The organism is Microbacterium sp. MTN4-26 (assembly GCF_042846595.1).
GTDB classification, from domain to species: domain Bacteria; phylum Actinomycetota; class Actinomycetes; order Actinomycetales; family Microbacteriaceae; genus Microbacterium; species Microbacterium luteum.
This window is the reverse complement of the sequence record NZ_BTGO01000009.1, coordinates 47,801-59,995: the sequence shown is the minus strand read 5'-3', so window position 1 is coordinate 59,995 and position 12,195 is coordinate 47,801. Positions and strand designations below refer to the sequence as shown.

Here is a 12,195-nt window from a genome sequence, read left to right as displayed (position 1 = left end):
TCGTACCCCGAGGCGATACTGGGGGCGTGGCGGAGAGTGTGCGTACCGGTGAAGACGGCATCGTGCGGTGCGGGTGGATCGGCGACGATCCCGAGTACCGTCGCTATCACGACGAGGAGTGGGGCCGGCCGCTGCGCGGTGACCGCCCGCTCTTCGAGAAGATGAGCCTCGAGGGGTTCCAGGCGGGCCTGTCGTGGATCACCATCCTGCGCAAGCGGCCGCGCTTCCGCGAGGTCTTCGCCGGCTTCGACCCGGTCGCGGTGGCGGCGTTCGACGGCGACGACGTCGAACGCCTGATGGCCGACCCCGGCATCATCCGGAACCGCGCGAAGATCCTCGCGACGATCGCGAACGCGGCGATCGTCCGCGACATGGCCGAGGGAGAGTTCGATTCCCTGATGTGGTCGTTCGCGCCGCCTCCGGGACCTCGCCCGCGGACCTTCGCCGAGGTGCCGGCGACCACGCCGGCGTCCGACGCGCTCAGCCGCGAGCTGCGGCGTCGGGGCTTCCGCTTCGTGGGCCCGACCACGATGTACGCGCTGATGCAGTCGGCCGGCATGGTCGACGACCACGTCGAGGGATGCTTCCTGGCGGCGTGATCCGCGACGCGCCGTGTCGGCCGCATGCGCCACACTGAGGGGGTACCGGGAGGAGCCCGCATGTCCGAGGTCGACGCCACACCGCACATCGCCGACTCCCACGACGTGATCCGCGTCGTCGGAGCGAGGGAGAACAACCTCAAGAACGTCTCGGTCGAGATCCCCAAGCGACGTCTGACGGTGTTCACCGGCGTGAGCGGCTCGGGCAAGTCCTCCCTGGTCTTCGCGACGATCGCGAACGAGTCGCAGCGACTCATCAACGAGACCTACCCGACGTTCGTCCAGCAGTTCATGGGACAGCTCAGTCGCCCCGAGGTCGACGCGCTCGAGAACGTCAGCCCCGCGATCATCGTCGACCAGGAGCGCATGGGGTCGAACTCCCGGTCGACCGTCGGCACGGCCACCGACGTGCACGCGATGCTCCGTCTGCTGTTCAGCCGTCTCGGCACCCCGCACGTCGGCTCGCCGCAGGCGTTCTCCTTCAACGTCCCTTCGGTCTCCGGCGCGGGGGCGGTCACCGTGCAGGTCGGCAAGGACAAGGGCAAGAAGGAACGCCGCTCGTTCGAGATCACCGGCGGGATGTGCCCGGACTGCGAGGGGCTGGGTGAGGTCAGCGACATCGACCTCGACGAACTGTTCGACCGCACCAAGTCCCTGCAGGACGGCGCGATCACCGTTCCCGGATACACCGTCGACGGATGGATGGTGAAGGCCTTCACCGAGTCCGGCTTCGTCGACCCGGCCACGCCCATCCAGGACTACACCGAGACCGAACGGCACGACTTCCTCTACAAGGAGCCGACGAAGGTCAAGGTCGGCGGCATCAACCTCACCTACGAGGGGCTCGTGCCCAAGATCACCAAGTCGATGCTGCAGAAGGACCGCGATGCGCTGCAGCCGCACGTGCGCGCGTTCGTCGAGCGCGCCGTGAAGTTCAGCGCCTGCGCGGCCTGCGGCGGCACCCGTCTGAACGAGGGGGCGCGGTCGTCACGGATCGGCGACGTCAACATCGCCGAGGCGGCGGCGATGCAGATCACCGACCTCGCCGCCTGGCTGCGGACGATCGACGATCCCGCCGTCGCGCCGCTGCTGTCCTCGCTGCGTCAGACGGTCGACTCGTTCGTCGACATCGGCCTCGGCTACCTCTCGCTCGACCGGTCGTCGGGAACGCTGTCGGGCGGGGAGGCGCAGCGCACGAAGATGATCCGCCACCTCGGCTCCTCGCTCACGGACATCACCTATGTCTTCGACGAGCCGACGGCCGGACTGCACCCGCACGACATCGCCCGTACGAATCGGCTGCTGCGCCGGCTGCGCGACAAGGGGAACACCGTTCTGGTGGTCGAGCACAAGCCGGAGGTCATCGAGATCGCCGACCACGTCGTCGATCTCGGCCCCCGCGCCGGGCGAGCAGGCGGCGAGGTGCAGTACACCGGAGATGTTGCCGGCCTTCGGGAATCGGACACCCTCACCGGCCGCCATCTGGATCATCGCGTCGCCCTCAAGAGCACGTCGCGACCCCACCGAGGCGCCCTCGAGATCCGCGGGGCGACCCAGCACAACCTCCGAGGGGTCGACGTCGACATCCCGCTCGGCGTGCTCACCGTCGTCACCGGCGTCGCGGGGTCGGGCAAGTCGTCTCTGATCCACGGCAACCTGCCCGCGTTCGACGACGTGGTCGTGGTCGACCAGACGCCGATCAAGGGGTCGCGCCGCAGCAGTCCGGCCACCTACACCGGCATCCTCGACACGGTCCGATCCGCCTTCGCGAAGGCGAACGGGGTGAAGCCGTCGCTGTTCAGCGCGAACTCCGCCGGCGCCTGCATCGCCTGCAAGGGTCTCGGGGTGATCATCACCAACCTCGGATTCACGCAGAGCGTCGAGACGCGGTGCGACCTGTGCGAGGGCAGCGGCTTCAGCGACGAGGTGCTCGCCTACACCCTCGACGGCAAGAACATCCACGAGGTGCTGTCGATGTCGGCGGCCGAGGCCGCCACGTTCTTCCCCACGGGCGCCGCCCACACCACCCTCGCGCGCATGGTCGACGTGGGCCTGGGCTACCTGACCCTCGGGCAGGCCCTGAACACGCTGTCCGGGGGCGAGCGGCAACGGCTCAAGCTGGCGATCTCGATGGCGAAGAAGGGAGCCGTCTACGTGCTCGACGAGCCCACGACCGGGCTGCATCTCGTCGATGTCGACACCATGCTCGCGCTGCTGGACCGCCTGGTGGAGGCGGGGAACACCGTCGTGGTGATCGAGCACCACCAGGCGGTGATGGCTCACGCCGACTGGATCATCGACCTCGGCCCGGGCGCCGGGCACGACGGCGGTCAGATCGTGTTCGAGGGGACCCCGGCCGACCTGGTCGCGTCATCGGACACGCTCACCGCACAGCACCTGCGCACCTATGTCGGCAGGTAGCGCCTCCGCGGGATCAGCGTCCGGGCGCGAAAAGGTGGTGACCGCCGTGGCTCAGCACCTTCACGACCACACCGCGGCGATGGAGCTCGGCGACGGTGCGGGTCTCCTCGTCGATGTCGCGGCCGAGGGCGTGCACGTTCGCGACGACGAGCACGTCGCCGCGGGTGAGCGTGCCGAACAGGCGCACGAGACGCTGCTCCCAGCTCTCGAGCGTCTCGGGCGCCGGATGCCGGAAACCTTCGATCGGCACGCCGAAGCGGGTCAGCTCCTCGCGCTGCTCCACGACGGAGGGCATGTCCTCGCGGGAGATGACGAGCCCGACGAGCTTCGAGCCGATCGGCCGCGCCTGCCACCAGTGACGATCCTGCTGCAGCTCGGTGAAGCACTTCGGACACTCCGCGGCCGTGTGCGGCAGGTGCAGCGGTGCCGTGTCGGTCCCGTTCACCGCGGATTCGCGGTGCGGGGGGCGCGACAGTCCGGTCGTCGACGCGTCGGCGATCTCGCTCATGGCCTGCTCCTTCGCGACGTCGCGAAGATGCGCGGCGTCGACATCCATTCTCGCCGATACGCCGCGATTTCGCGCACCGTTCTCAGTCTTCGTCGTCCAGGCGGAGTTCCAGGCTCAGCTGATCGGCGTCGAGTTCGGCGAGCGCGTGGCGGAGCGCTGCGGTGCTGAAGCGTCCCGAGTGCGACATCTGCTCCAGGCGCCGGCGCATCACGTGAATGACGGCCAGGCGCAGTTCGAGCCGGTCAGCCAGGCGCGGAGCGCCGCCATCATCGGGCGGCTGCGCCATGCGCGGTCCCATCTCGGCGAGGAAGGAGTCGTCGAACGGCGTGCCGTCGCGGCGCTTCACGCGGGCGCCGGACACCGCGTCGGCCGCGGCCTCGCGCAGCTCGTCGTCGAGCGCATCCTGCTCCGATCGGGTCACCTGTTCGTCGACACGGGGCATGCGCAGCAGCTTCACGACGCTGGGAAGGGTGAGGCCCTGCAGCATGAGGCTCCCGACGGCGACGAGGAAGGCGACCAGCACCACGAGCGAGCGTTCGTCGGCGTCGCGGGGGAGCGTCTGCGCGGCCGCCAGCGTGACCACACCGCGCATGCCCGCCCAGACGATGACCGTGCCGTGCTTCCACCCGAGCGGAGAGGCGGCGTAGTAGTCCAGGTCGGCGTAGGCGCGGCCGATCCTCGCGCGGGCCTGGGCCACGCGCGAGCGGTGTCGCGGCGAGACCTCGGCTTCCGGCGGCGGGTCGGCAGGATGAAGGAGGTCGATCCGTGCGGTGAGCGCGTCCAGACGTGCGCGCTGGATCCGCCGCGCGCGCGAGCTCTGCAGACCCACGAGAAGCGCGACGTACACCGCGCGCACGGCCAGCACGATCGCCAGGGCGACGGCGGCGAGCGTGGCGGCCGTGCCCAGTCCGTCACCGGCGTTGTCGAGGAGCACGTCCTTCAGCTCCAGCCCCATGAGCAGGAAGACGGCCCCCTCGAGCATCAGCTCGACCGTGCGCCAGTTCAGCTCGTCGGACAGGCGCTGTTCCGGCGTGAAGCGGCGGGCGGCCCCCTGACCGGTGACGATGCCGGCCACGACGGCGGCGACCAGGCCCGAACCGCCAAGCTCCTCGGTGGGGAGGTAGGCGAGGAACGGGACCGTGAACCCGACCGCGGTGTTCGCCGCTGAGTGCGAGATGAACGACCGCACGCGCAGGTTCACCCACCCGATGAGGCCGCCGATGACGACCGCGACGACCACGCCCCAGAGGAAGGACAGCGCGAACTCCCCGAAGTGGAGGGAGCCGACGCCGACCGCGGCGATCGCGGTGCGCAGGAGCACCAGCGAGGTGGCGTCGTTGAGCAGGCTCTCGCCTTCCAGCAGCGTCACGACGCGTCGTGAGATCCCCAGTCGCTTGGCGATCGCGGTGGCGACCGCGTCGGTGGGGCTGAGGATGGCGCCGAGCGCGAGAGCGAGGGGGAACCCGAGCCCGGGCAGAGCCCACAGGAAGAACAGGGCCAGCACGAACGAGCTGATGAGGACGAGCAGCACCGACAGGCCGGCGATCGGCCGCAGATCGCGACGGAACTCGATGGCCGGCAGGGAGACCGCGGCCGAGTACAGCAGCGGCGGGAGCACGCCGACGAGGATGATCTCGGGGTCCACCTCGACCAGCGGCACGAACGGCAGCATGCTCACGCCCAGTCCGATGGCGACGAGGATGAGGGGGCCGGCGATGCGCACCTTGGGGGCCACGGTCGTCGCGGCGGCGATCACCACGATCGCGCCGACCGCGATGACGAGGATCTCCACGCCGCTCACCGGCGCCGTCCAGGAGCGGACGCTTTCGTGCGCGACACGTGCATGCTGCGAGCCTATTCGCGCCGTGATCGTCTCGCCGCACCGCGGTAATGCGCGTCTCGCGGCCCCGCAGGCGCTAGCGTGTGCGCATGGCGTTCGACAAAAGCCCCGGTCGTCGGGGCGAAGAGGCACCCGCGGGGGTCCCCGTCGCGCTCGCCGAGGGGAGGGGATCGGCCATGAACGAACACCTCGACGACATCCTCTATCCCGAGATCGAGCCGTACGCGACCGGCGAACTGATCGCGGGCGAGGGCAATCGCCTCTACTACGAGCAGTGCGGAAACCCCGAGGGCAAGCCGGTCGTGTTCTTGCACGGTGGTCCCGGCGCCGGCACGTCGTCGTGGCACCGCCGCTTCTTCGATCCCGAGCGCTATCGCATCATCCTGCTCGACCAGCGCGGATGTGGCCGTTCGACGCCGCACGCGGCCGATGTGGAGGGCGACCTGCGCCACAACACGACGTGGCACCTGGTCGCCGACCTGGAGCTGCTCCGGCGCAATCTCGGTATCGAGACCTGGATGGTCTTCGGCGGGTCCTGGGGGAGCGCCCTCGCCCTCGCCTACGCCGAGACCCATCCCGACGCGGTGTCCGAGATCGTTCTGCGGGGGATCTTCACGCTCCGCGCCCACGAGCTCGAGTGGTTTTACGAGGGCGGTGCGTCGGCGATCTTCCCCGATCGGTGGGAGAAGTTCCTCGGTCCGATCCCGGTGCTCGAACGCGGGCGCATGATCGAGGCGTACCACCGCCGCCTGGTCGACCCCGATCCGGCCGTGCACGTGCCGGCTGCCGTCGCGTGGACGACGTGGGAGGCATCCACCCTCACCCTGCTCCCGGACGACGACCTCGTGCAGGCGATGACCGATCCGCGGGCGGCGACCGCGTTCGCGCGCATCGAGAACCATTACTTCCTGCACCGCGGCTTCTTCGACGAGGGGCAGCTCATCGCCAACGTCGACGCGATCCGCGGCATCCCCGCCGTGATCGTGCAGGGGCGTTACGACGTGTGCACTCCGCCGATGACGGCGTGGGACCTGCACCGGGCGTGGCCGGAGGCCGAGTTCGTGATGGTTCCCGACGCCGGACACGCCGCGTCGGAGCCGGGCATCGCGCGCGCTCTGCGCGACGCCGCCGACCGCTTCGTCGCCGAGGGCTGACGAGCGCTCAGGCGCGAAACGCCCGCCAGAGCGTCGGGATGAGGGCCCGCAGGCCGCCGCCGGCGCGGTAGCGCGTGAGGCCGGCGCTGACCGATGCCCCCGTGCGCGCCGTGACGAACCACGGTGGCGTGGGCAGGAGGGAGAACCGGCCACGCGACCCGGCGCGCAGCGCGAGGAGCGAGCGCGGAAACGGGCGGAAGGGGCCGCGCACGACCGCACGGTCGATGCGGTCGAGCAGGAGGGCGTTGTGCACGACGCCGATCCCGCTCGGCGCGTCGGAGAGCGTGCCGCCGGGATACGCGCCCCACGGCAGCGCCGGCGTCAGGAAGCCGATCGCGGTCCACGCGTTGACCGCGATCGTGCCGTAGCGCAGTCGCTCGAGGGTGTGCTCGAAGCCGTCGGCGAGGCGTGTCTGCTCCACGGGATCGATGAGGACGTTCGCTCCCAAGGTTCCGATGAGGTGCTCGTTCGCGTAGTCGACCGCGGCGTCGACGAACGCCTGGCCGGTGCCCGGGAGCGAGACCACCCCGAGTACGGGGGCGAACTGCTCGACGACCTCGAGGTCGTGGTCGCCGGCGTCGATCTCGATGACGGCCCGCCGGCCGCCGTCACTCCACGCGGCGTCGGGGTGCGCGGCGCGCACCGCGCTCAGGCGGTCGCTCGACCCCGGGTACCAGACCTCGCGCGAGGGCGTGGCTGCCATCGCACGACGCAGGTGGCCGAGGAACGCCTCGCGCTGCGGCCAGTCTCGGCTCACGACGACGACCTGGCCCGCGACGCAGTTGTGTCCGGCGTTCTGCAGCCGCATGGTCGCGACGTGCTCGGCTTGGAAGGCGAGGTCGGCCTCGGTCCAGGGGCCGGGCACGACGATCACCGGGGACACGCCACCCAGCTCGGCGGTGATCGGCTTCGTCAGCAGCGGCTCGTCGGCCGCCTTGCGACGGACGGCATCGTCTCCGGATCCCCACACGATCGCGTCGAACGTGCGCTCCGAGCCGGTGATGTGCACGTGGTCGATGCGCTCATGGCGTGAGAGGTAGGCGCCCACCTCGCCACCGCCCCGCACGATGCGCAGCAGACCGGCCTCCACGAGCGGGGCGAGTGCGCGCTCGAAGACCGGCACGAGCGCATCCTGCGTGGGGTTCACCTTCAGCAGCGACACCCGGTTGTGAGCGATCAGCTCGGTGAGCACATCGGCGACGGGGATCGACGTCACGTTGCCGGCGCCGAGCACGAGGCCCACGCCGCCCGAGGCCGCCGGGGTGCGCTGGCCGAGCCCGGCGGCGGCTCGGGCACGCGCGACGGTGACGTCGCGGTCGAACCACACCTCGCCGGTGAATCCCGACGCGATGATCCGATCCGACGCGTCGCCGGGGAACACCCGCGCCCGCACCCGGCCGTCGGCGGTGACGTCCATCGGCACCCCGTCGAGGGGATTTCCGCCGCGCGCGAGGTTCCGCATCGTGCGGGCCAGCCACTCGGTCGAGACGAGGGTCATGTACGGACCCGTGAACCACTCCTCGCCGCGAAGGGGATGGCCGGGCGGCAGACTCTTCGAGACAGCCGCCGCGTCGGCCCATTCCTCACTCACCGCGGCGGTGCTCGCGTGGATGCTCTCCAGGAGCGTCGCCCGCTGATCGAGCGAGAGCCGCGTCCACAGCCGCGCGCCGCGGTGCAGTGCGTCGATGTCGGCGTCGAGTGCCTCGCGGGTGTCGGCGGCGAGGTCGATGGGCGCGGTTGTCACGGGGTTCCTCCCGGGGTCAGTCGGCCGGGATGAGGCGAAGGAGCGTGTCGCGCACGGCCAGCAGTCCGGTCAGCGTCTCGGCGAACGACGTCGACAGCGGAGACAGGCCGATGCGCAGTCCGTCGGGGTCGCGGTAGTCGGGGATCACATCTCGCCGCCAGAGCGCTGCGGTCACCTGTCTCATGAGCGGATGCCGCAGCGTCACGTGGCCGCCGCGCGAGGCGGCTTCGATCGGCGACGCGACCTCGACGCCGAGCGGGGCGAGTTCCGCCACGACGACCTCGAGTGCGAACGTCGTGAGCTCGATCGACTTCTCGCGGATCGCCGGCATCCCGGCATCGTCGATGAGGGCCAGCGTGTCCTCGATCGCGAGCATCCCGAGGATCGGCGGCGTGCCCGACAGGAATCGCCGCATGCCGTCGGCGGGGCGATACTCGGGCCCCATCGCGAAGACGTCGGCGGCGCCCATCCACCCCTGGACCGGTTGGGTGAGCGAGGCGTGGTGTCGGTTCGCCACGTAGGCGAACGCGGGCGAGCCCGGACCGCCGTTGAGGTACTTGTACGTGCAGCCGACGGCGGCGTCGAATCGCCAGGTATCGGCATGGATCGGCACCGAGCCCACCGAATGCGACAGGTCCCAGACGGTGAGGGCGCCGGCGGCGTGCACGATCTCGGTGATGCGCGCCGCGTCGGCGAGGTGCCCGGAGCGGTACGCGACGTGGCTGACCACGACGACCGCGGTGGTCTCGCCGACGGCGGCGGCGACACCCTCGGCGGTGACGCCGCCGGCGCGGTCGACGTCGATCCAGCGCACGCGCGCACCCCGCTCGGCGGCGATTCCTTCGACGACGTAGCGATCGGTGGGGAAGTCGTCCGTTCCCACCACGATCTCCACACGGGCGGAATCCCGAGCCATCTGAGCCTCGAGGGCCGCCCGGATCAGCTTGTAGAGCAGCACGGTGGTGGAGTCGCCGACCACGGTCTGCCCGGGAGCGGCGCCCAGCGCGATCCGGCCGATCTCGTCGCCGATCGCGAACGGCAGGTCAATCCACGACTCGTCCCAGCCCCGGATGAGCCGACCGCCCCACTCGTCGCGGACGAACCGCTCCAGGCGCCCCGCCGTCGACGTGAGGGGCCGGCCCAGGGAGTTGCCGTCGAAGTACACCAGCGGGGTGTCCGCACCGACGAACAGGTCGCGGAATCCCCGCAGCGGGTCCGCGGTGTCGAGGGCGTCGGCCGTGGCCGCCAGGTCAGGGTTCATCGCGGCTGATCTCATCGATCGGCACCGTCGAGGCCGTCGCGAGCCACGCGCCGAGGTCGCGCTCGTCGCCGGGCGGACGGCCGGGAACGAAGGTGCACACGCCCGGGACCGCATCCGGGAACGGCCACGGGTCGGCGAGCGCCGCCACGACCGCAGCGGCGTTGAATCCCGCCGCCACGAGGGCGGAGATCTCGCGGGGGTCGACGCCCACGGGCAGATCGCCGTTCCCGAGATCGGTGCCGTAGAGTGTGCGGCCGCCGGCGGCGTGGAATCTCGCGAGGTTCGTCTCCGCCGTGCGGGCGAGATCCGGTGTGTCGCGGTGGATGTCGAGCGTCGAGATCCAGATCTGTTCCGTCGTGACCGCGCGGGCGATGTCGGCCTCGTCGAGGATTTCGGTGAAGGGGGTGTGGGCCAGGGCGTCGATGCCGGCATCGAGCGCCCGTGCGAACATGCCCGTTCCCTGCACGTGAGCGACGACCGGCACGCCGCGGTCATGGGCGTGCGCCACGATCGCCTCGAGGACCGGGGGCTCCGGAGTCGGACCCGCCTCGGCGTTCAGGGCCACCTTGATCACGCACGCACCGCACTCGATCTGCTCGTCGACCGCCGTCGCCGCGCCCCCGGCGACACCGGGATGCCGCGACGGGTCCGTGACGTGGCGCACGATGGCGTCGGGTGCCCAGGGGCGTCCGGTCGGATAACCCCCCGGGGTGGTGAGGAAGGCGCCCGCGTATGCGGGTCGCGGCACGGCGTGCGGATCGCGGCGAGCGAGGGCGTAGGGGTCGCCGCCGAGGTCGACGACGCCGGCGATCCCCCGCGCGGCGAGGGCGTGCTCGGCGAAGAGGGCGAGATGCACGTGGTGGTCGGTGAACGCGGGGAGCACGACGCCGTGTTCCCCCGTGAGGGCGAGATGGCCGACGTCGGCTCGCGGACCGAAGCGGGCGGCGATCACCGCGGGGTCGAGGTTCGTCATGGCCGTCTCCTTCGGCTTCAGGCTACGCTCCACGCTCGCCGGCGCGCATCCGCCCACCGCCCATCACGAGAAACGCCGAACGCCGCGAGAAACACCGCAATGCGTGGTGTCCCGCGGCGTTCCGCGTTTGTCGGCGGAGATCGCGACGCCCGCGCTCAGATGAGGGAGAGCTCGCGGAGCTTGGCCTCGACGTCGGCGTTGGTCGGCTCGACGTGGTGGGACGCGTCGGGGTAGACCACGACGGGGATGTTGGTGCGACCCGAGATGTCGCGAGCGACCTCCGCGGCGTCGGGCGTCGCGACGAGGTCGACGTAGGTGTACTCGACGCCGAGGCCGTCGAGCTGCGCCTTCGTGCGGATGCAGTCGCGGCACCAGTCGGCGCCGAACATCGTGATCGTGGCGGAATCGAGGGGAGAAGTCATGGCATCCAGCGTAATCGCGCGGCACCGCCGCGGCGCCGGTCGTGGGACGATGGACGTCGGATGCAGCTCTCGATCATCGTGCCGACCTTCAACGAGGCCCCCAACATGGCGGAACTCGTGGGGCGCATCGAGCATGCCGTCCAGGGAATCGACGCGGAGATCATCGTCGTCGACGACAGCACGGACGACACCCCCGAGGTGGTGCGCGCGCTCGCCGGGACGACCAGCGTGCCGCTGCGCATCATCCACCGTGACGAGCGAACCGGCGGACTCGGCGGTGCCGTCGTCGAGGGATTCGCCGCGGCCCGGTCGGATGCGTGTCTCGTGATGGACGCCGACCTGCAGCATCCGCCCGAGGACATCCCGGCGCTGTGGGAGAGGTTCTCGGCGGGGGATGCCGATGTCGTCGTCGCCTCGCGATACCACGCGGGTCAGGCCGATGCCGGCTTCGCCGACAAGACCCGCGTGCTGGTGTCGAAGGTGTCGACAGCGGTGACGAAATCGATGTTCCCGGTGCGGCTGCGGGATGTCTCCGACCCGATGACGGGGTTCTTCGTGCTGGATCGGCGCGCGATCGAGGCGGACACGCTGCGTCCGCGCGGGTTCAAGATCCTGCTGGAGATCCTCGCCCGCAAGCCCCTGCGCGTGGCGGAGGTGCCCTTCACCTTCGCCGACCGGCACGCGGGCGACTCCAAAGCGTCGGTGCGTCAGGGCATCCACTTCCTCTCGCAGCTGACGGCGCTGCGCTTCGGCAAGATGTCGCTGTTCGCCGTCATCGGCGGACTCGGCGCGATCGCGAACCTCGCGATCGTCTGGGCGCTGACGGCGCTCGGCGTCGACTACCTCATCGCCGCGATCGTCGCCGCGGAGGCGACGATCATCGGCAACTTCCTGCTCATGGAGCGCTTCGTCTTCCAGGACATGAAGGGCGCCGCATCGGGCGGATGGGTGCGCTTCGCGAAGTCGTTCGGCTTCAACAACGCCGAGGCGATCGTGCGCATCCCCCTCGTCGCCCTGCTGGTGGAGACCGGGCACGTCTCCGCGGTGCTGGCCACGGCGATCACCCTCGTGCTGGCCTTCTTCGTGCGCTTCGTCTTCCACTCTCTCGTCGTCTACGCACCGCGCAAGGCCGGCGAGCCGTCCAAGGCGCGACGCGTCGTCGAGGAGATCGACGACCTCGCGTCCGCTCCCGGCGAGCTGTGAGGACGCACCTCACCCGCAGTTCGGCGGTGTCGGGTCACCGGTCGGGGGAACTCCCTGGATCTCGCCCCCT

General features: G+C 70.6%; 10 protein-coding genes. 4 read left to right on the top strand and 6 right to left on the bottom strand.

Annotated elements, in window-relative coordinates; translation table 11 throughout:
* Positions 1–26 precede the first annotated feature (26 nt).
* Together ACGG9C_RS09370 and ACGG9C_RS09365 are read left to right on the top strand one after the other, a co-directional pair.
* Positions 27–599, top strand: coding sequence for a DNA-3-methyladenine glycosylase I (locus ACGG9C_RS09370; RefSeq protein WP_071045152.1), 573 nt, complete (start codon positions 27–29; stop codon positions 597–599).
* A gap of 60 nt (positions 600–659) precedes the next feature.
* Positions 660–3,020, top strand: a complete 2,361-nt coding sequence (locus ACGG9C_RS09365) for an excinuclease ABC subunit UvrA (protein WP_194384349.1) — start codon at positions 660–662, stop codon at positions 3,018–3,020.
* Positions 3,021–3,033: 13 nt separating this feature from the next.
* On the opposite strand, the gene ACGG9C_RS09360 is transcribed toward ACGG9C_RS09365, so the two are convergent.
* Together ACGG9C_RS09360 and ACGG9C_RS09355 are read right to left on the bottom strand one after the other, a co-directional pair.
* Positions 3,034–3,528 (bottom strand): recombinase family protein, encoded by a 495-nt coding sequence (locus ACGG9C_RS09360; protein WP_143003741.1) that lies wholly within the window; start codon positions 3,526–3,528, stop codon positions 3,034–3,036.
* An 82-nt stretch (positions 3,529–3,610) separates the two neighbouring features.
* Entirely contained in the window at positions 3,611–5,329 is a 1,719-nt protein-coding gene (locus ACGG9C_RS09355) for a sodium:proton antiporter (protein WP_228480900.1), read from the bottom strand.
* 215 nt (positions 5,330–5,544) lie between these two features.
* Between ACGG9C_RS09355 and pip the strand changes: the two genes are divergently transcribed.
* A complete protein-coding gene (gene pip, locus ACGG9C_RS09350) occupies positions 5,545–6,522 on the top strand; it encodes a prolyl aminopeptidase (protein ID WP_071045149.1) in 978 nt (325 codons plus the stop codon).
* A gap of 7 nt (positions 6,523–6,529) precedes the next feature.
* Here pip and ACGG9C_RS09345 read toward each other — a convergent pair whose 3' ends face one another.
* The 4 genes from ACGG9C_RS09345 to ACGG9C_RS09330 all read right to left on the bottom strand — a co-directional run bounded on the left by ACGG9C_RS09345 (position 6,530) and on the right by ACGG9C_RS09330 (position 10,922).
* Positions 6,530–8,266: an aldehyde dehydrogenase family protein gene (locus ACGG9C_RS09345; RefSeq protein WP_194384350.1), complete on the bottom strand. Its 1,737-nt coding sequence runs from the start codon at positions 8,264–8,266 to the stop codon at positions 6,530–6,532.
* Positions 8,267–8,282: 16 nt separating this feature from the next.
* Complete coding sequence (locus ACGG9C_RS09340; protein WP_194384351.1) at positions 8,283–9,527, bottom strand: kynureninase; 1,245 nt, start codon at positions 9,525–9,527, stop codon at positions 8,283–8,285.
* Positions 9,517–10,500: a hypothetical protein gene (locus ACGG9C_RS09335; protein ID WP_194384352.1), complete on the bottom strand. Its 984-nt coding sequence runs from the start codon at positions 10,498–10,500 to the stop codon at positions 9,517–9,519. Before ACGG9C_RS09335 ends, ACGG9C_RS09340 begins: the two co-directional genes overlap by 11 nt.
* A gap of 155 nt (positions 10,501–10,655) precedes the next feature.
* Positions 10,656–10,922 carry a glutaredoxin family protein gene (locus ACGG9C_RS09330; RefSeq protein ID WP_194384353.1) on the bottom strand — a complete coding sequence of 89 codons (267 nt, stop codon included), beginning with the start codon at positions 10,920–10,922 and terminating at the stop codon, positions 10,656–10,658.
* A gap of 60 nt (positions 10,923–10,982) precedes the next feature.
* Between ACGG9C_RS09330 and ACGG9C_RS09325 the strand changes: the two genes are divergently transcribed.
* On the top strand, positions 10,983–12,125 hold the full coding sequence (locus ACGG9C_RS09325) for a glycosyltransferase family 2 protein (RefSeq protein WP_194384354.1): 1,143 nt from the start codon (positions 10,983–10,985) through the stop codon (positions 12,123–12,125).
* Positions 12,126–12,195 lie beyond the last annotated feature (70 nt).

Excerpts from the sequence above, each read along its gene's own strand:
- ACGG9C_RS09365 (WP_194384349.1), top strand. The coding sequence starts at position 660 with ATGTCCGAGGTCGACGCCACACCGCACATCGCCGACTCCCACGACGTG.
- ACGG9C_RS09360 (WP_143003741.1), bottom strand. The coding sequence starts at position 3,528 with ATGAGCGAGATCGCCGACGCGTCGACGACCGGACTGTCGCGCCCCCCG.
- pip (WP_071045149.1), top strand. The coding sequence starts at position 5,545 with ATGAACGAACACCTCGACGACATCCTCTATCCCGAGATCGAGCCGTAC.
- ACGG9C_RS09340 (WP_194384351.1), bottom strand. The coding sequence starts at position 9,527 with ATGAACCCTGACCTGGCGGCCACGGCCGACGCCCTCGACACCGCGGAC.
- ACGG9C_RS09335 (WP_194384352.1), bottom strand. The coding sequence starts at position 10,500 with ATGACGAACCTCGACCCCGCGGTGATCGCCGCCCGCTTCGGTCCGCGA.
- ACGG9C_RS09330 (WP_194384353.1), bottom strand. The coding sequence starts at position 10,922 with ATGACTTCTCCCCTCGATTCCGCCACGATCACGATGTTCGGCGCCGAC.
- ACGG9C_RS09325 (WP_194384354.1), top strand. The coding sequence starts at position 10,983 with ATGCAGCTCTCGATCATCGTGCCGACCTTCAACGAGGCCCCCAACATG.